Source organism: Psychrobacter sp. NPDC078631 (assembly GCF_050268165.1).
GTDB lineage: Bacteria > Pseudomonadota > Gammaproteobacteria > Pseudomonadales > Moraxellaceae > Psychrobacter.
In genome coordinates, this window is the sequence record NZ_JBNNGG010000001.1 from 851,737 (window position 1) to 870,730 (window position 18,994).

Below are 18,994 nucleotides of genomic sequence, written 5' to 3' on the forward strand. Positions count from 1 at the left end.
ATAGAATAAGGATGACTTGTATTATTTCTATCATAGTAAACCCTTATAAAATCAGCCAAAATAAATATATAAAACCAAATCGTGTCAAAGAGCGTATTAAAGAGACATATTAAAAAAAAGGAAGGTGCCATATGAATAGCGAAATGAATAATAAAACCTATCTTATCATCGGCGGAACAGGCGGCATTGGTCAGGCCATGGTACAGCAGCTAATACAAAAAACGACTGTAAGTCAGACGGACAGTCAAAATGAACATAGCCAGAGCACACAAGTATTTGCTACTTATCATCGAAATGAGCCAAACATTGAAACAGAAAACCTGCACTGGCTACCAATGAATGTCAGTGATGAGGACAGCATTAAAAAAGCTGCCGATACCATTAAGCAGACAGTCGGTCACGTGGACTGGGTAATCAACTGCGTGGGATTACTACATACAGAGACAGCGCAGCCAGAAAAGGCCTTGCGACAGATGGAAACTGAGTTCTTTTTGCAAAATATGCAAATCAATGCTCTAGCAAGTTTGCTGATAGCCAAACACATCAAACCGTTGCTCGCCAAGGCTAATCGCAGCGCCAATCATCCTGCTGTTTTTGCGACCGTATCAGCCCGCGTCGGTAGCATCACTGACAATCAGCTAGGCGGCTGGTATAGCTATAGAATGAGTAAGGCCGCTCTCAATATGGGCATGAAAAACTTGAGTATCGAATGGAGCAGATCACTTAAAGATGTATGCGTGGTCGTTATGCAACCAGGCACCGTGAATACTCAGTTGTCCGCACCGTTCCAAGGCAATGTCGCTGAGGGACATCTATTCTCGCCAGCGTATAGCGCGGAGTGCTTATTGAAAGTGCTCTCAGGTATGACTGCTACCCAGTCAGGCAGTTTTGTCGATTGGGCTGGAGAGTCAATACCTTGGTAGCCGTTAAACTGACGCTAGCGTCCTAGTAAGCCATAAATTTAGTACGCTTCAAACAGCGCCATAAACTCATTAACAGGTGTTTGTTCTAGTCTTTCTTGATCGTCGCATAACTCAACGATCTGCTGACAGCGACTTTCGATAAAACGAGTGGCCAGACTGGCATGGAATTTAGCTTCCAGTACAGGGATGCCCTCAGCGCGGCGGCGTTTGTGGCCAATAGGATATTCAACAGCCACTTTTTCTGTACTGCTGCCATCGTTAAAAAATACTTGAATGGCATTAGCGATAGAGCGCTTGCTTGGGTCATGATAGTCTTTTGAATACTGCGCGTTTTCTTCTACAAACATCTTGCTACGTAGCTCATCGATTGACAAATGCTGTTCGTGATAGTCGTCTTCATAGTTCTCTGCCATCAGATCGCCTGTCAACAACGGCACAGCCACCATATACTGCAAGCAGTGGTCACGATCGGCCGGATTGGCAAGCGCGCCTTCTTTTGAAATGATTCGAATCGCTGAGTCATGTGTGGTTAGGACAATCTTCTCAATATCGTCGATTCTGTCTTCGATGTGTGGGTGTAGAATCACCGCGGCTTCACAAGCGGTCTGAGCATGAAACTCAGCAGGAAAGCTTATTTTAAATAAGATATTTTCCATCACGTAACTACCAAAATCTCGCTGGAATTTAAAGCGACGATCGTCTTCAGGCTTGGTTGCTAGATCCTTGTTGGTATGGCTAAATAGCACATCATAAAACCCCCACTGCGGTGCAGTTAATGCGCCAGGGATACCCATTTCACCACGCGCCGTTATATCGACCAGACGTACCGCACGACTGGTCGCATCGCCTGCTGCCCAAGATTTTCGGCTGCCCGCATTGGATGCATGACGATAGGTGCGTAGTGCCTGACCATCGACGATGGCTTGTGAGATGGCTGCCATGATGCGCTCACGTGGCAGCTGATAAAGTTTTGCAACGACTGCTGTTGATGCTAACTTGACCAAAAAAACATGATCGAGCCCCACACGGTTGAATGAGTTTTCTAGTGCCAGTACACCTTGAATTTCATGCGCCATGATCATGGCTTCAAGCACTGCTCTCATGGTCAGTGGTGCTTGTCCTTGGCTGATATTTTTTTGACTAATATAGTCGGCGACCGCCAAGATACCACCCAAGTTATCAGAAGGATGGCCCCATTCAGCAGCAAGCCACGTATCGTTATAGTCAAGCCAGCGCACCATACAGCCAATGTCAAAAGCAGCTTTGATGGGGTCTAGTCTATAGGAGGTGCCAGGGATGCGAGCGCCATGCGGCGTTATTTGATCGGGGCAATCAGGCCCCAAGTGCTTGGTACACTCAGGGAAGCGCAGCGCCAATAGACCGCAGCCAAGCGTATCCATCAGACAGTGGCGCGCAGTATTCCACGCATCAGTAGGGTTTGGAGACTGCTCGTCTATTGAATAGTTGAGAACGTAATCGGCGATTTTTTGAATTTCATCGTCGTATGCTGGACGGACGTTGCTCTCTACCGTCGCATCATTTTTATTTGAATGGTTATCTAAGTGATTATTTGACATGGTTGGTTCCTCATCCTGAGTGTGCTACTTCCTTGACTGATTGTCTCAGCCATCCTTTTAAAGGAATCATCATTTAAAAGTAGCATACTCAATATGGAACAACCAATTTGAATTATGTTAAGAATTAAGACGTTAGCAACGGTCTAAATCATTAAGTACAACAGACCTAAAACAAACAAAGCGGCCATGAGAAACAGCAGGAAACTCAAAACCTTAGTCGTGGTTGACGCAGTATCCGTGCTCTCTTTTTTGATTTTGTTTTTCTTAGCAACATATAGCACCATTTTTACATGCTCGATATTGTCCTCGAGGTAGTGCTCGCCTTCAGGCACAAAACCTAACGACTCATAAAAACTCAGTAAGTAAACCTGTGCCGAGATGATAATCGGGCGTTTTTTGCCATATTTTTTACGGCAGTGAGCAATGGCTTGGGTCATCATTTGCCGTGCTAGACCATCACCTCTATGCTCCGATAGCACAAGCACTCTACCGATAGCAGGCATCGCAGTGTGGTTGGTCTTAATCGCAGGATCAGCTACTGATAGATTGGATTTTAGCTTATTAAACTCAGGTGGGATGATACGGCAATAGCCCACCAATGCTGCGTTTTGATGAGCGATTAGGTGCAAGCAATCAAAATCCACTTCATCCATATCTTGATAGGCACAGTTTTGTTCGACGACAAACACTTGCGAGCGCGCCTTTAAAATATGATAAAGATCAACTGAGGTCAGCTCGTCAAAGGTTTTTAAAGAAAATTCACAAGTCATAGTGGGCTAGCTTCTGGCAATAGGCAGTAAAAGATTGGCATTATAACGATTTGAGCAGGCATTAACCATTCCTAACCGTTTAGGGTTTGGCTGATTTTATCTAAGTTTAGGCTATCAGACATGGCGCTAAAGATTTCAAAGTATTTGCCGCGCTGGGCATAAAGTACCTCATGTGTACCTGTTTCAACCACTTCGCCATTTTCTATCACCACGAGATCATCCGCATCAATGATTTGAGCGATATTGTGCGAGACCATAATGACGGTACGGTCTTTTTTGATCAGATCGAGGCTTTTTTTGACCTGTTGACTGGCGATAGCATCTAGGCTGGCGGTTGGCTCGTCCAAAAATACAATAGGCGGGTCTTTTAAAAACATCCTTGCCAGCGCGATACGCTGCTGTTGACCACCTGATAATGACTTAGCAGTGCTCTCATAGCCATCAGCTAACCCTATGATCTGCTCGTGGATAGAGGCTTTTTTTGAAGCCACGATGATGTCATCTTCGCTAGCATTCATATCGCCATAGCGAATATTTTCACTGATCGTACCCGAAAAAATATGATTGCTCTGTAGGACTAGGCCGATGCGCTGACGCAACTCGTGGGTATCACAATCAGTCAAATCATGACCGTCTAAGCAGATCATGCCAGCGTCTGGCGCATAGAACTTGACCAATAGATTGATAATCGTGCTCTTGCCTGCGCCAGAGAGACCAACCAACGCGGTAATACGATTGGGCTTGATAGTGAAGCTGACGTTTTTTAGCGCTTGCGTACCATTAGGATAGGTAAAATCGACATTTTTAAGCTCGATATGACCCTTTAGGTTTTCGCTACTGATACCGTCGATGTTTTCGACTTGTTTATCGTCTTCTAAAATATCAAAAAAACCTTCGGCATAGGTCAATGCATTATTTATCTGGTCGTAGATGCGGTGCAATTGACGGATAGGGGCGGCGACGTTTTGAAACAGCATGACATGAAACAAAATCATACCAATAGTCATCTCACCTTGTAGAACAAAATAAGCGGTGAGAAGGATGATAACCACCACACCAATCTGCTCGATAAAGGTTTTGATGGCATCATAAATAAAGCCAATACTACGAATGCGCAGCTGATTGTCCGTCATTTCCTTTTGAATGGCTAAGTGCTTCTCAGCCTCTATGGACTCACGGACAAAGGATTTCACCACACTGATCGAATTAATCAAAGAGATCACCAAACCACTTTTGGCTTCTCGAAACCCGCGCATCTGCCGCCGAAAGCCTTGCAGACGCCGTGCTTGCTTTTGGCTGATAAAAAAGTAAATGGGTATGATAATAAGACCGACCATACCAACCCAAAAATTGGTCGAAAACATGATGATAAGTGCCACAATTGCATTGGCAAATAGCGGTAGCATATCGATAAAGAAGTTTTGCACCAGGCTCGTGAGACTGCTGACCCCATAATCAATACGGGTTTGCAATTTACCACTGTCGTTTTCGCTACTGGTATAAAACGCCATGCGATAGGTAAGAATGCGCTCAATGATTTTTTGAGACAAGTCGCGAGACAAGTTGATGCGAATCTTTTCACCAAAAAAACGCTGACCAAAAGAGATAAATATCGACAGTATCTCTTTGGTTAGCAAGACCGCACTAATAATACCCAGCATACGCAGACCCGCCTGCCAGGGATCAGCAAGTGTGGCAATTTCGGTCAAGGTATCAACGGTATAGCGCAGTACAAACGCATTGACCTGTGCGGTAAAGGAGCCTAGGGCAGTCAGCGCTAAGGTGGCGATGATAAGCAAGCGATAAGGTTTAGCAAATACCGCCAGTTTTTTTAGAATATCCCACAGCAGTGCCCGCCGTTCTCTTTTCTCGACTGGCGGTTTTTTGTCTAATTGCACACGGCGGGGTTGGGGAGATGTTGGCATAAAACTCTATCAAAAATTAAAATAAGCCATGACTACGCTTAAAACGCATCCGCTGGCACAAAAATCTCACCGACCATGATACGCCTTGCTGAGCGGCTCATCGACACTTTTTTGGCTTGCCAGCGCCCATCGACCAGTTCGGTTTTTCCGCCGACGAGCAATGTGCCTGATGGGTGGCCAAAACGCACCTCTGTCAGCTCACCAGCGCCTGCTGCTTGATTGACGAGCGTGGCTTGTGTGGTTGCCGCAGCGGCAATAGCGACTGCTGCTGTACCCATCATAGCGTGATGCAATTGACCCATACTCATGGCACGTACGACTAAGTCAATCTCTCCTGCGTTGACCGACTTACCACTAGAGGCCGTATAGCTCTGTGCTGCGCCAACCCAAGCAACTTTAGGAATATGTTGACTGGTCTGTGCTTCAGAGACATCTTTAAATAAGCCCATCGCCACGCCGCCTGTAGCACGAATTTTCTCAAGCTTGGCAAGTAGCTCACCATCGCTATTGATGTCGCCTTGTAATTCAGTACCGGTAAAGCCCAAATCTTCTGCTTTCATGAAGATAGTCGGGATACCTGCACTAATAAAGGTAGCTTTGACATTATCAGCGTTTAGACCGCAGCCGGTAACATCGAAGTCATCGACCAAATTACCCGTAGGGAACATATCGCTGGTAGCATCTACAGGATCGATAAACTCAATTTTGACTTCAGCCGCTGGGAAAGTTACACCGTCTAATTCAAAATCGCCCGTCTCTTGAACTTGTACTTTGTCATTTGCGTCTTTATAGACGGGAACATGGGCAATAATCGTTTTACCGATATTTTCTTGCCAAATGCGTACTTCACAAATACCGCTATTTGCATTGTCATCGATGCTGTTAATAATCTTGTCGGCATCGACCAAACCCATATTAATCGCGCAAGCACCAACCGCTGCAGTCAAGTTGCCACAGTTACCCGCCCAATCAATCATAGGCTTAGCGATATTGACTTGTCCAAACAGATAATTTACATCGTGGTCTGGTCTGTCAGAGGCCGATAAGATAACTATTTTTGATGTACTAGAGCTACCATTGCCCAAACCATCGATTTGCTTGCCGTAAGGATCTGGGCTGCCGATGACCCGTAATAGGAAGTTATCACGTGACTTGCCAGCGACTTGGCAACGCTCAGGTAAATCAGATAATTTAAAGAAAGTGCCTTTTGAGGTACCACCGCGCATATAGGTAGCAGGAACGGATAGTTGTGGGGCGAAAGAGGGTTTTGATTTAGAATTGGTTTGGGCCACTGTATTAAGTCCTTTTTATATTGTTATAAGATTAGGTATGGTGCCATCAGCAAGTAAACATACATGACTAAGAGCGCTCGTTAATAATGATAGCGACAAGAGATAATCGTCAGATAGTTATCATCGACGGCATATACCAAACGATTGGCGTCGTCGATGCGTCTTGACCAAAATCCAGATAGATTTTCTTTTAGGGGTTCAGGCTTGCCAATGCCTTCAAACGGATTACGCTTACATTCGGTGATGAGTTTGTTAATACGTTTGAGTGTTTTTTTGTCCTGCGTTTGCCAGTACAGGTAGTCTTTCCACGCAGCATCTGTCCATGCTAGTTGTTCACTCATTGTTAGACCCTTTTCCTTTGGATGGATTACAGTCTTTGAGTTCAAGCACTTTCAATATCGCTATCCGTATGCTCATTATTATCGCTGCTACCATCACCTTTATCACTATCTTCTACCGTATCTATTAGCTCACGCGTAACCGTCTTGCCAGCTTTATATTGGGCAATAGAGTCCGCTAAGTGAGCCGCATTGGCAGGAGACTTTAATAAATAAACGGTTTCCATCAGGCTATTGTAATAGTCTAGTGACATGACAACCGCATCATCGGCGTCACGGCGGGTCACGATAGTGGCGTTGGCATCATCGTTTACCGTATCTAAGACGGACTTTAGGTGCTTTCTGGCTTCTGAAAAACTAACGACTCTCATGGCTTACTCCTTTCATGATATTCTAGATTACTTGTACAATATATAGTACATATTACGCCATTGGTTAAGTAAAATCAATATTTAGCTACTATCTAGTACTTAGGAGTAAGTGACAAAACTCAGTGTATAGAAAGAAAAAGCAAATAAAAGCCGACGTCATATAAGGTTATACAACATCGGCGATTTTTGTACTTTACTGCTTATCACGCTAAAACCTACAGGATAGCCTTAGACGATATCAAGCGTACCTTCGATAAACTCTTTAGCAAAACGCTGTAGCATACCACCAGCGTTATACATTTTAACCTCATCAGCAGTATCTAAACGGCAGATAATCGGCGTCTCAGTGGTACTACCATCGGCACGATGAATCACTAGAGTCATCAACCCGCCAGCCGAGACTTCACCTGTGACATCAAAGGTTTCCGTACCATCGATATTTAGCGTATGGCGAGTCGTACCTTCCTCAAACTGTAAAGGTAGCGCTCCCATGCCAACTAAGTTTTGACGATGAATACGTTCAAAGTCTTCAGCAACGACGGCTTCTACGCCAGCGAGACGCACGCCTTTGGCAGCCCAGTCACGGCTTGAGCCTTGACCATAGCCATCACCTGCGATGATGATAAGCGGCTGCTCACGGTTCATGTAGGTCTCAATCGCTTCCCACATACGCATGACTTGACCTTGTGGCTCTACGCGAGCCAAAGAGCCTTGAATCACCTCGCCATCTTCATCGCGTACCATTTCGTTCAATAGCTTAGGGTTGGCAAAGGTGGCACGTTGCGCGGTTAAATGGTCGCCGCGATGGGTTGCGTATGAGTTATAGTCCTCAGCAGGCAAGCCCATAGTATCGAGATACTCGCCAGCTGCCGACGAGCCCAAAATAGCATTTGATGGTGACATATGGTCGGTTGTGATGTTATCACCAAGGACAGCAAGCGGACGTAGGCCTGTCAGTTTATTTTTCTTAGCCATTTTGCCTTCCCAGTACGGCGGACGGCGGATATAAGTGGTCATTTCACGCCAGTCATACAATGGGCTTAATGCCTTACCTGTGTCTTTTTTGGCTTCATCAAACATTGGAATATATACCGCATTGAACTGCTCAGGCTTAACGGCAGCAGCGACAATGGCATCCACTTCTTCATCATCAAACCAGATGTCTTTTAGATAGACGTCATTGCCATCTTGGTCTTTACCCAATGAGTCTTTTTCGATATCAAAGCGGATGTTACCAGCGATGGCATAAGCAATAACCAGTGGTGGCGATGCCAAAAATGCTTGCTTAGCGTATGGGTGGATACGACCATCAAAGTTACGGTTACCAGATAGCACTGCTGTGGTAAATAAATCATTATCGATGATTTCTTTTTCGATATCAGGGTCTAGCGCACCGCTCATACCGTTACACGTCGTACAAGCGAATCCAACCACATCAAAGCCAATTTCTTGTAACTCAGGCATCAGGCCTGCTTCTTCTAAGTACATTTTGACGGTTTTTGACCCAGGTGCTAAGGATGACTTCACCCAAGGTTTACGTAATAGGCCTTTAGCATTGGCGTTACGAGCGACAAGGCCTGCGGCTACCATGTTGCGTGGGTTTGAAGTATTGGTACAGCTGGTGATAGCAGCGATAATCACTGCGCCATCTGGCATGAGACCATTTTTTGGTTCAGGCAGTTTCTCGTCAGCACCATGAGCGATACCTTTGGCAACCAAGTCAGTAGTCGATACACGGGCATGTGGACGCGACGGGCCTGCCATATTACGTACCACTGATGACAAATCAAACTCAAGGACGCGTGCGTATTCGGCTTTTTCCATGCCGTCAGCCCATAGTCCTGTTTGCTTGGCGTATTGCTCAACCAATTTAATCTGCTCTTCAGAGCGACCAGTCAAACGTAGATAGTCAGTGGTTTGCTCATCGATATAGAACATCGCGGCAGTGGCACCATATTCAGGTGTCATATTGGAGATAGAAGCGCGGTCACCGACACTTAGCTGGCGTGCACCGTCGCCAAAGAATTCAATATAGGTAGAGACCACACCTGCGTCGCGTAAGAACTCGGTCATCGCCAGTACGAGATCCGTACCAGTGATGCCTTTTTGCAATTTTCCAGTGAGCTTGACACCAACGTAATCAGGCAGGCGCATATATGATGGGTTACCCAGCATGACGCTTTCGGCTTCTAAACCGCCAACACCGATTGAGATAACGCCTAGTGCATCGACCATCGGCGTGTGGCTATCAGTACCAACCAATGTATCGGCAAACGCAACTTCTTCACCCGCTTTATTGTGCACGACCTGTACGACAGGTGACATTTTTTCTAGGTTAATCTGATGCATAATGCCATTACCAGGCGGTACGACGTTCACATTGTCAAAGGCATACTGGCACCAGTTAATAAAGTGAAAGCGATCATCGTTGCGGCGCTCTTCAATCGCACGGTTTTTCTCAAATGCGTTATCTTCGAAGCCTGCGTGCTCAACGGCCAATGAATGGTCAACGATAAGCTGAGTTGGCACAATAGGGTTTACTTTAGACGGATCACCGCCTTGTTCAGCGATAGCATCACGCAAACCTGCCAAATCAACAAAGGCAGTCTGACCTAAGATATCATGACAAACCACGCGGGCAGGGTACCAAGGAAAGTCTAGATCTTGCTTGCCTTCGATATGCTGTTTTAGCGCATCGGTTAACTCTTCTGGTGGGCAACGGCGTACTAGGTTTTCGCACAATACTTTTGAGCAAAACGGTAGCTTGTCATACGCGCCAGCTTCGATACTCTCGACGGCCTCGCGGGTGTCAAAGTAATAAAGGTCAGTACCGGGAAGTGGCTTTTTGAATTGTTCGTTCATTGGTTGTACTAGGGCGTTGTCCATAAGTCACCTTTGGCTGTTGGCTAATTATAATAGGTAGTTAAGCGTTGATACTGGGTAAAAATTCATTCCTTTAGCAAAATCATCGTTCGTTATCATAGGCTTTGCTAAAGAAGCGATATTGAAAATTAAAAGGATATGGTCTATAAAAAAGATAGCGTATGACGATTAAACCTAAAAAAACCATAGCAAGGCTCAATCATCATACCTGTATCAGCTAACACTGCCGCTAGCTGATAAGATTATTTAGCACAAATCATCTTAATAATTGCTAAATAACAGCCGTTTAACGAGCACTCATATCTGGTACTGGGCGCAGCTCTTCACCAGTATATTCTGCACTTGGGCGAATGATACGGTTATTGGCACGTTGCTCAAACACGTGGGCTGCCCAACCAGTCAAGCGTGAACAAACAAAGATAGGGGTGAATAGCTTGGTTGGAATACCCATAAAGTGATAGGCAGAAGCATGGAAAAAGTCAGCATTACAGAATAGCTTCTTCTCACGCCACATGACTTCTTCACAGCGTACTGATACTGGGTATAGCACTTCATCACCAACGTCCGCAGCTAGCTTCTCAGCCCAGCCTTTAATCACCACGTTACGTGGATCTGACTCGCTATAGATCGCATGACCAAAGCCCATGATTTTGTCTTTACGAGCCAGCATACCCATCATATCTTCTTCAGCTTCATCAGGTGAGCTAAAGCCTTCAATCATATCCATCGCCGCTTCATTCGCTCCGCCATGCAATGGACCGCGTAGTGAACCGATTGCACCAGTGATACAAGAATGGATATCAGACAAGGTAGATGCACACACACGAGCGGTAAAGGTCGACGCGTTAAACTCATGCTCTGCATAAAGGATAAGCGAGACGTTCATTACTTTTTCGTGCAGCTCGTTTGGTTTTTCGCCTTTGAGCAAATGTAAGAAATGTCCGCCAATAGTGGCATCATCTGTATTGGTCTCGATACGTACATTGTCATGGGTAAAGCGATACCAATAGTTGATAATCGATGGGAAGGCAGCTAGCATACGGTCAGTTTGATCGTTTTGCTGAGCAAAATCGGTTTCAGTCTCAAGGTTGCCAAGCATAGAGCAACCTGTACGTAGCACATCCATTGGATGCGCATCAGCTGGGATACGTTCAAGCACGTCTTTTAACGCTTGTGGTAGGCCACGCAGGCTTTTGAGTTTGACTTGATAGGCATCAAGCTCGCTTTGAGTAGGCAAGTTGCCGTATAACAGCAAATACGCTACTTCTTCAAAAATACATTTATCTGCCAGCTCTGATACATCATAACCGCGATAGGTCAGACCAGAGCCTGATTTGCCAACGGTAGATAGAGCGGTTTTACCAGCGACTTGTCCACGTAGACCTGCGCCTGAAAGTTCTTTCTGTGCTGCCATGTTTACATTCCTTTTGTTGGTAGCTTTTTTGAGTGAAAACGGTGTTTCTAATAATAAATTTATTGGTCAATGACTGACTATAGCGCCAGTCTAGCGTTATGCAGGCTGTTCAGGCTGTGGACCGTCTAAATCGACGTTACAACGCTCAAATTCAGCTTCAATAGGGCCATTTAAGACTTCCATTGCACTGCCTTCACCTTCTGCATTGTTGATCTTCATATACTTGGCACCCAGTGGCGACTCCATAAATGTCTGAATCTCAGTCATTTCTTCTGGAGTAGGGTCAGCCATTGGCGTTGCCACCTCTTCGCCATTCATGACGCGCAATTGCTCATTGCCAAAAGCAAGCAGTTTTTTCCCTACATCCGACGTATAAAAGTCATCTAATTCTTTTAACTCTGCATCGGTAAACTGACTCTTATAAAAACGATCGACTTCGGCTTTGCCCAAATCTTTGTCGCGTGACTCGAGGCAGCTGACTTGCTCTTCACTGAGCGCGCCGCTATTAATGATTGGTGAAAACAATAGGCTGTTGACGGTATCTAGCGTAATCGTCGTCATGATCAAGTCGTTTTGAGCATCAATCTCTGATGGTGCAGCTTCGCTTTCGCTAACCACAGTTTCGCTCGTATCACTGGCAGTATCGTCAACGGTTTCTGGTGTTTTATCACAGCCCGTCATGAACAACAGCGCCGCAAGCGTGCTACTAAGTAGTGAGGATTTGACAACCGTATGAGCAGTAAAAAATGGCATAAATAACCTAAAGGTAAATAAAGACGGATTTTGAAACGATAAAGCACACAGAGATGGTTTATCGTTTCGGCGTTGCTAATTGGCAGTATTAGTTGTTAACTACTTATTATCAGCAAATAGCTTGTCTAGTGTCTGCTCAAACTCATGATAGTTCAAGAAATCATAGAGCTCCATGCGAGTCTGCATGGTATCGACGACTTTGTCTTGAGTGCCATCATCTAACAAATGCTGATAGACGTTCAATGCCGCTTTGTTCATAGCGCGGAAGGCAGATAGTGGATATAGCACCATCTCGACACCCACGCTATACAACTGATCAGTGGTATATAGATCTGTTTGACCAAACTCTGTCATGTTTGCTAGTACTGGAATATCGAGTACATCAGTGAACTTGCGATACATCTCGATGTCGGTTAGCGCTTCTGCAAAGATCATATCTGCGCCCGCTTCTTGGAAGGCAACGGCACGTTCAACAGCAGCGTCCAAACCTTCTACTGATAGGGCATCTGTACGAGCCATCACTACAAAGTCAGGGTCAGTTTTTGCGTCCAACGCCGCTTTTAGACGATCAACCATCTCTGAGATACTAACAATTTCTTTGTTAGGGCGATGGCCACAACGTTTTTGCGCCACTTGGTCTTCGATATGTACTGCCGCGACACCTGCTTTTTCCATTTTTCTGATAGTTTGAGCGATGTTAAACGCGCCACCAAAGCCCGTATCGATATCAACCAATAATGGTGTATCAACGGCATCGGTGATACGGCGAGCATCTTCTAGTACATTATCAAGGCTGGTCATACCGAGATCAGGCAAACCAAACGAGGCATTGGCCACGCCAGCACCGGAGAGGTACAACGCTTGATGACCAACTTGGGTCGCCATCATCGCTGTATAGGCGTTGATAGCGCCTGCAATCTGTAATGGTTGGTTGTTATCATTTTTTTGAGTGAGAGCACTGCGAAAGCGCGCGCCTGCTGAAGATGAAATCATTTGATTGTCCTTACATGGAGGGGAAATATTATAATTGTTGTAGCTGATTATACTCAATTATTCGTGCCTGAAAAGTTTGGGTTCTCAATTAATGTTTAATTTAAATAATAATTGTATGTAGTATTTTTAATAGTATTTATAATTCAAATAGCATTATGCATTTATTGGTAATTTCTTATAGTAAGTATTCATATTGCTTAAAATTGCAGCTTCTAGAACGTCATGGTTTTTACATTTGGTTACAATTACTAAAGCTGTATTATCTAATTAATATAGTTACACTCACTAAAAAGCCCCAATAGCTAGGCTATCAGGGCTTATGTTTTGCTTAAATAAAATTGTTAAGCGATGAGTTTTATATTAATCAAAAGGTTAAGCAAATAGACCTGCCATATTGGCCAAGAACAATAACGCGAAACCTGCTAAGAATATCAAGCCTGCGATAGACAAAGCATTCATACCTGCTGACAGTTTCTTATGCTTTTTAACCAATGAGTAGTTTAACCAACCGAAAATAGGCGCAGAGACGAACGCCGATATCATGGCAAACTTAAGCATAGCGCCTAATTGTCCTGTGAAGAAAGTGATAATTACTAGTCCGCCACCGATAGCATAGGTCGTCCAAAAAGCGATCTGCTTTTTATTGATTTCGCTTTCACCTTTTAGCAAGCGCCAGCATTCAGCATTAGCGCGTCCATAGCCATCAGCACAGGTGATGGTCGTGCCGAACATACACATAAAGGCGACGAAAGCGACTAGCAATCTCGACCATTCACCAATGGTTGCGGTATACATATTGATCAACTGGTTGATATAAGCCCCGCCGACCAATTCAATCTCTTGTCCTGATCCATACTGGACAAACACACCTAACGATAAGAAGAACAATGCCAATATCGCTGAAACTGCATAGCCAACATTAAAATCTAACAAGCCTTGGCTATGCGTGGTGTGATCTGCTTTGACTTTGGCAGAGGTCCACATAGAGGTAATTGCAGCAAACTCAAGCGGTGCAGGCATCCAGCCCATGAGTGCTACAATGAAGCCCAACGTGGCGAGGTTCCAAGGAGAGGCCGCCACAAAATCTACTGCCATAACGGTTGGCTTACCAGCTGCAATAATGACCGCAGCGACGGTGGCCGTGGTAAGCGCAATCATAATCCACTTAGTCACACCATCGAGCAATTTATAATGCCCTGCAATCAAAAAGAACCAAGAGACCGCGACGATAATGAGAGATAACGCCATTGTCGACAGACCAAGTGAGGCTGGCAACATAAAGCCCAAGATCACGGCCGCAATAAGTGAGACCGCACCCGTACTAATAACCGCTGACAAGATAGAAAGAATAAAATATACCCAAAGATATACCTTTGAGCGTTTGGCATAGCCTGCAATCAAACTCTCGCCAGTATCGTAGACGTAGTCAGTTGCGAAGCGAAAAAACGGATACTTAAACACGTTAGCCAATACAATCATAATGGCCAATTGCCAGCCATAGATAGCACCCGCCTGTGTTGATGAAATCAAATGCGAACCACCAATGGCAGCAGTCGCCATCAAAATGCCTGGGCCAAAGATGCGCCAGCTAAAGCCCTCTTGTTGCGAGGCAACGCTATTGTCAGGGGTACTTGGGTTATTGAGTTGTTGTGTGGACATGAATACCTCGAAATGGTTAAAACAGCAAATTATCACTTACCTGTGTCAGCTTGCCAATGATCATGAAAGAACGTCCTATAAATCGTCTAAATATAAAACGATTTACATCGTATCGACTTTATCACACCAACACTGTCTAGGAGAATGATTATTCTAGTTATTATTACTATTTGTTTGCATTGCTATTCTTGTTAGTTAGCATACTTATAAAATAATATCAATATTTAAAATGAATTATTTTTGGCGGTTCTTTATAACACAATATTCATCGGATATCTGCCCATTTAGGCCTGTGACACAAAATTTTGCTGCCGATAAGTAATGCCGCGCTGTTCGTAGACGTGATAAATGGCTGTGAGCAAGTCAGGTATTTTTGGGTGTACGAAGTCTTTAAGGGTGTGCAAATAAATAGGGGAGGTGACATTTTCATGAACCAAACGTTGGTAGCTGATCTGTTCCGTACGTACGGTTTGCAAGCTGGCAGGCACCAATGTAATGCCTTCTCCTGCCGCGACCAGTCCCAATGCTACCTGCAAATCACTGACTGTCGTGGTCATAAAAGGTGAGATGCCATACTGGGCAAAAAGATGTAATAAAGGCTCAGTAATAGGCTCGCTAGACGCTGCTTCATGAGTAGCAGTACGGTTGACTCTACTTGTAGATAACTTGTCGTTCGCTTGGATTGCTGCCTCTGTCGTCACCGTGGACGATACTGGCAAATGTGTTTGATGGTATAAAATTAAGCGATTGTTCGCTAGGTCTATCAAGCGTTGCTTGCGTACATTGGCAAGCGGGTGTGATTTTGGCAATGCCACCACGTAGCGTTCATGACGTAGCAGAATCTGCTGAATCCATGGATCTTGATGGGCAAATCGGCCAAAGCCAATATCAATCTCACCAGACTTGAGGGCATCCATTTGTTGATATGAGCTAATGTCTTTTAAATTAACGTCGATATCAGGGCTAAACTGTTTAAGCGTGGCAATGATTTCAGGCAACAGGCCGTATAGTACTGAGGGCACAAAACCTATATTTAAAACGCTGCTGGGTGCTGATAGGCGCTGAGTCATACTAGTCACGGTATCAATCTCGGTCAGTATGGTGCTTATTTTATCGTAGAAAAAACTGCCCGCTTCAGTCAGATGTAGTGGCCTGTGGTAGCGATCAATAAGCACCACGCCCATGTCAGTCTCTAACTGTTTTAGCAATCGACTCAGGCTCGGCTGTGACAGTCCTGTTTTGGTAGCGGCAGCGCTAAAGCTGCGCAAATCTGCAACCGCGATAAACGCATTAAGCTGTTTTAAATCCATACTATTGAGCCTGTCATAGTCTATGTTGTCTTCATGATATTTGTTTTTACTTCTTATTTATCCTGTAGTTGAAGACAATTTGCACAAATATTCGTGACATTAAAAAAATTGTGCTTGAAGATAATGGTATGAGCAACTATATTGAGTGCTGATAACACTGTTACACTCTAGCAAGAAAAATCAAAACTTCATCTTAGCAGTCATTTAATGCCAGTAGAACAAACTGGTTTGGTATTATTCTATGAGCGACGAAAAAGAAGACATCGGTACTGATTTTGACGAAAAATTGGCTAAAATCGTTCACCAGAAGTCGCGTAAGCGTAACAACAATGATATCTATGAACGTTTTATTAGTCGTGTTCATAGCTCTGAAGATAGTAACAGAAAAAATTCGAAACCATTGGAAGGCGCACAAAAACTTCCTGCTTTTGAACCATTAAGTACAGAAGAGTTACAGCTGTTTGAAGATCAAAATATCGACGAAGGATCAAAAGTAAATGCAACTTTTGATTTTTCAAATCAAAATGTATCACAAACTCATATACCGAGCACAGAGGATGACGACTATAGTAGTGTTAGTGATGTCGGTTCACATACTGCAGATTCAGAATACACAGAAAATAGTAACGATACGGACTTGCCTGCTGCTACCGCCCATTACAGTGAACCTACGACAGGTATCATGTCTAACAATGAATCTATAAATATTGAAGACTTAGTAGAATCAACCTCTGCTGAGGAAGTAGTAACCAAAAGCAATGTAAAGAGTAGCAAAAAACTTATCGTTATTGGTATAGTTGTTGGCTCAATAGTATTGTCTACTATTATAGTGATGCTTATATTTTCAGGAATATTATCAACTTCTGCTGTTGACGATAAAGGTAACAGTGCTGATACTCATGTAGAGAAAGACAGTACACCAGTTATTGACACTGAGACAATAACACCTGTCGAAAGCCAAACAGTTACTGATGACGTTGACCTTATAAGTGAGCAACCAGCATCCATCCAGCAGAGTGCTTCAGATAATAGCAAACCAGACATGCCAGCTGCTAATGAACTAGAGTTGAATCCTGAAAACTCTACAACAGGAGACGATGTTGCTGTTTCGGGAACTGAGGAAGCTGCTATTACCTATGATGATTTTAGGCAAGAGTCACAAACCACATTGTATAGAGAAACTAACGATTAGAATGGTGATGTTTAGTTGAACCCATTAGAAAACACATAGAATACACGGTCATGTGCCGTTGATAACGTGAGTTGAACTGGTACGTAGCTATGAGTAATTTAAACAACATTAGTAGCGGTAGTGCTACTAAATCAAAAAACATTAGACCACGCAGGCGTTTTTTCTTTATCGCCAGCATGGTCTTTATTGTTCTACTAGCTATGTATCTATTTGACCGTAATGCTTCTACGCTATCTCAAGCATCGTTCACTAATAACGTTTTAACGGCAAGCAATATTGCGACAAAAAGCAGTTTTAATAACATTCCATCACAATCGTATAGCCAAAGCGACTATGTAATCTCTGATATTTATCAAGAGAATGATGTCATTAGTTATGATGACTTCAAACAAGAAGCTCAAAATGTACTATTTCGTGATGAAGGACAGCTTAAACAAGCTGCCTATAGCACACATGGTATTACGCCTACCATTAGCATTGAAGACTTTAGAGAAGCGCATAAAACTTTATATCGTGAATCCAGTTATTAGGGCTGCTATTAGCGCTATGTTATATTGATAGCTATAAATCAGTAAGTGAATAATATTAAGCCCTATTTCTCCTCTATAAACATAAGAGAAGAGAAATGGGGCTTTTTTGTGGGCTCAGTGCTCCATGCTTTGCTGTATGTCATCTGTCGCGCTCAACGCAACCGCTACGAAAGCGGCAGCCGTTGCACTGTGATTGGTCTGCTTGTATTGGATATGCACGGGTATGTGTGTGCTGACGTTGTTTAGCATCATAAAGTGACAGCCATCGCTATACAGTTTGCGTACGCAATAAGGCGCAATCGCTACTCCTAAACCGGCCGCTACCTCGGTTACCAATGTCTGCATGTGCTTGGGTTGACTGATGATATTGGGCGAAAACCCAGCTTGTCTGCATAGCATGATGGTTTCATCAAATAGACCAACTGCTTCATCACGGTTAAAAATAATAAACCTATCACCTTTCAGCTGCGCCAAATCAATGGTTTTTTGATTGGCTAATGCATGGCTCTGGTTCACAATCGCCACCAATTTGTCGATATAAATACTATGGCTGATAAAATCGTCGGCAATAGCGCTCGGCAATGGTCTTGAGAAAGCAATATCGATGCGGTCATTGTTGAACGCTTCTATCTGTTCGGTTACCGTCATCTCAAATAATGACATATGCACATGTGGAAATTTTTCTTTATAACTGCGTACCAGTTTAGCCATAAAGGCCAAACAAGCTGAGCTTAGATGCGCAATATTGAGTGTGCCGACTTGCCCATCATGTGCTCGTTTAACTTGTGTCTTTGCTTGTTCTACTAAGGTCAAAATAACAGCAGCGTCTTTTAGTAGTTGCTCGCCAGCGGGTGTAATAGTCACCTCACGAGAAGTACGGTTAAACAGCACAACGCCTAACTCTGTCTCTAACGATGAGATATGGCGACTGATGGCAGGTTGTACGGTATACAGCTCACGCGCCGCTTCCGAAAAACTCTGGTGCTTGGCCACGGCCATAAAGCTTTTGAGTGTTTTTATATCCATACCATCAATCCCTTTTATTAATATCTTTCATCAAAATC

15 protein-coding genes and 1 pseudogene are annotated in these 18,994 nt (G+C 44.1%); 3 read left to right on the forward strand and 13 right to left on the reverse strand.

Going from position 1 to position 18,994, the window contains the following annotated elements; translation table 11 throughout:
- Positions 1-131 precede the first annotated feature (131 nt).
- A complete protein-coding gene (locus ACQKCP_RS03430; protein WP_427611298.1) occupies positions 132-923 on the forward strand; it encodes an SDR family oxidoreductase in 792 nt (263 codons plus the stop codon).
- A gap of 38 nt (positions 924-961) precedes the next feature.
- On the opposite strand, the gene ACQKCP_RS03435 is transcribed toward ACQKCP_RS03430, so the two are convergent.
- The 12 genes and pseudogenes from ACQKCP_RS03435 to ACQKCP_RS03490 all read right to left on the reverse strand — a co-directional run bounded on the left by ACQKCP_RS03435 (position 962) and on the right by ACQKCP_RS03490 (position 16,208).
- Positions 962-2,500 (reverse strand): bifunctional 2-methylcitrate dehydratase/aconitate hydratase, encoded by a 1,539-nt coding sequence (locus ACQKCP_RS03435; RefSeq protein ID WP_427611299.1) that lies wholly within the window; start codon positions 2,498-2,500, stop codon positions 962-964.
- Between the two features lie 143 nt (positions 2,501-2,643).
- Entirely contained in the window at positions 2,644-3,270 is a 627-nt protein-coding gene (locus ACQKCP_RS03440; protein WP_427611300.1) for a GNAT family N-acetyltransferase, read from the reverse strand.
- Between the two features lie 71 nt (positions 3,271-3,341).
- Entirely contained in the window at positions 3,342-5,195 is a 1,854-nt protein-coding gene (locus ACQKCP_RS03445) for an ABC transporter ATP-binding protein (RefSeq protein WP_427611301.1), read from the reverse strand.
- A 38-nt stretch (positions 5,196-5,233) separates the two neighbouring features.
- A complete protein-coding gene (gene prpF, locus ACQKCP_RS03450; RefSeq protein ID WP_427611302.1) occupies positions 5,234-6,487 on the reverse strand; it encodes a 2-methylaconitate cis-trans isomerase PrpF in 1,254 nt (417 codons plus the stop codon).
- Positions 6,488-6,567: 80 nt separating this feature from the next.
- On the reverse strand, positions 6,568-6,828 hold the full coding sequence (locus ACQKCP_RS03455) for a Txe/YoeB family addiction module toxin (protein ID WP_037025847.1): 261 nt from the start codon (positions 6,826-6,828) through the stop codon (positions 6,568-6,570).
- Positions 6,829-6,935: 107 nt separating this feature from the next.
- A pseudogene (locus ACQKCP_RS03460) lies at positions 6,936-7,196 on the reverse strand (type II toxin-antitoxin system Phd/YefM family antitoxin); the annotation flags it as partial.
- A gap of 228 nt (positions 7,197-7,424) precedes the next feature.
- Positions 7,425-10,058, reverse strand: a complete 2,634-nt coding sequence (gene acnD, locus ACQKCP_RS03465) for a Fe/S-dependent 2-methylisocitrate dehydratase AcnD (protein ID WP_427611665.1) — start codon at positions 10,056-10,058, stop codon at positions 7,425-7,427.
- 307 nt (positions 10,059-10,365) lie between these two features.
- The gene (gene prpC, locus ACQKCP_RS03470; RefSeq protein WP_427611303.1) at positions 10,366-11,493 is read right to left on the reverse strand and encodes a bifunctional 2-methylcitrate synthase/citrate synthase; all 1,128 of its coding nucleotides are present in this window, start codon (positions 11,491-11,493) and stop codon (positions 10,366-10,368) included.
- A 96-nt stretch (positions 11,494-11,589) separates the two neighbouring features.
- On the reverse strand, positions 11,590-12,246 hold the full coding sequence (locus ACQKCP_RS03475) for a DUF2059 domain-containing protein (RefSeq protein WP_427611304.1): 657 nt from the start codon (positions 12,244-12,246) through the stop codon (positions 11,590-11,592).
- 99 nt (positions 12,247-12,345) lie between these two features.
- Positions 12,346-13,239 carry a methylisocitrate lyase gene (gene prpB, locus ACQKCP_RS03480; RefSeq protein ID WP_201579724.1) on the reverse strand — a complete coding sequence of 298 codons (894 nt, stop codon included), beginning with the start codon at positions 13,237-13,239 and terminating at the stop codon, positions 12,346-12,348.
- Positions 13,240-13,611: 372 nt separating this feature from the next.
- On the reverse strand, positions 13,612-14,898 hold the full coding sequence (locus ACQKCP_RS03485; protein ID WP_427611305.1) for an NRAMP family divalent metal transporter: 1,287 nt from the start codon (positions 14,896-14,898) through the stop codon (positions 13,612-13,614).
- Between the two features lie 284 nt (positions 14,899-15,182).
- The gene (locus ACQKCP_RS03490) at positions 15,183-16,208 is read right to left on the reverse strand and encodes a LysR family transcriptional regulator (RefSeq protein ID WP_427611306.1); all 1,026 of its coding nucleotides are present in this window, start codon (positions 16,206-16,208) and stop codon (positions 15,183-15,185) included.
- A 241-nt stretch (positions 16,209-16,449) separates the two neighbouring features.
- Here ACQKCP_RS03490 and ACQKCP_RS03495 point away from each other — a divergent pair, with 241 nt between their 5' ends.
- The gene (locus ACQKCP_RS03495) at positions 16,450-17,400 is read left to right on the forward strand and encodes a hypothetical protein (protein WP_427611307.1); all 951 of its coding nucleotides are present in this window, start codon (positions 16,450-16,452) and stop codon (positions 17,398-17,400) included.
- An 89-nt stretch (positions 17,401-17,489) separates the two neighbouring features.
- Entirely contained in the window at positions 17,490-17,930 is a 441-nt protein-coding gene (locus ACQKCP_RS03500; protein WP_427611308.1) for a hypothetical protein, read from the forward strand.
- Positions 17,931-18,044: 114 nt separating this feature from the next.
- Here the strand turns inward: ACQKCP_RS03500 and ACQKCP_RS03505 are convergent, their stop codons facing one another.
- Complete coding sequence (locus ACQKCP_RS03505; RefSeq protein ID WP_427611309.1) at positions 18,045-18,956, reverse strand: LysR family transcriptional regulator; 912 nt, start codon at positions 18,954-18,956, stop codon at positions 18,045-18,047.
- Positions 18,957-18,994: the final 38 nt, after the last annotated feature.

Excerpts from the sequence above, each read along its gene's own strand:
- ACQKCP_RS03430 (WP_427611298.1), top strand. The coding sequence starts at position 132 with ATGAATAGCGAAATGAATAATAAAACCTATCTTATCATCGGCGGAACA.
- ACQKCP_RS03435 (WP_427611299.1), bottom strand. The coding sequence starts at position 2,500 with ATGTCAAATAATCACTTAGATAACCATTCAAATAAAAATGATGCGACG.
- ACQKCP_RS03440 (WP_427611300.1), bottom strand. The coding sequence starts at position 3,270 with ATGACTTGTGAATTTTCTTTAAAAACCTTTGACGAGCTGACCTCAGTT.
- ACQKCP_RS03445 (WP_427611301.1), bottom strand. The coding sequence starts at position 5,195 with ATGCCAACATCTCCCCAACCCCGCCGTGTGCAATTAGACAAAAAACCG.
- ACQKCP_RS03455 (WP_037025847.1), bottom strand. The coding sequence starts at position 6,828 with ATGAGTGAACAACTAGCATGGACAGATGCTGCGTGGAAAGACTACCTG.
- acnD (WP_427611665.1), bottom strand. The coding sequence starts at position 10,058 with ATGAACGAACAATTCAAAAAGCCACTTCCCGGTACTGACCTTTATTAC.
- prpC (WP_427611303.1), bottom strand. The coding sequence starts at position 11,493 with ATGGCAGCACAGAAAGAACTTTCAGGCGCAGGTCTACGTGGACAAGTC.
- ACQKCP_RS03475 (WP_427611304.1), bottom strand. The coding sequence starts at position 12,246 with ATGCCATTTTTTACTGCTCATACGGTTGTCAAATCCTCACTACTTAGT.
- prpB (WP_201579724.1), bottom strand. The coding sequence starts at position 13,239 with ATGATTTCATCTTCAGCAGGCGCGCGCTTTCGCAGTGCTCTCACTCAA.
- ACQKCP_RS03485 (WP_427611305.1), bottom strand. The coding sequence starts at position 14,898 with ATGTCCACACAACAACTCAATAACCCAAGTACCCCTGACAATAGCGTT.
- ACQKCP_RS03490 (WP_427611306.1), bottom strand. The coding sequence starts at position 16,208 with ATGGATTTAAAACAGCTTAATGCGTTTATCGCGGTTGCAGATTTGCGC.
- ACQKCP_RS03495 (WP_427611307.1), top strand. The coding sequence starts at position 16,450 with ATGAGCGACGAAAAAGAAGACATCGGTACTGATTTTGACGAAAAATTG.
- ACQKCP_RS03500 (WP_427611308.1), top strand. The coding sequence starts at position 17,490 with ATGAGTAATTTAAACAACATTAGTAGCGGTAGTGCTACTAAATCAAAA.
- ACQKCP_RS03505 (WP_427611309.1), bottom strand. The coding sequence starts at position 18,956 with ATGGATATAAAAACACTCAAAAGCTTTATGGCCGTGGCCAAGCACCAG.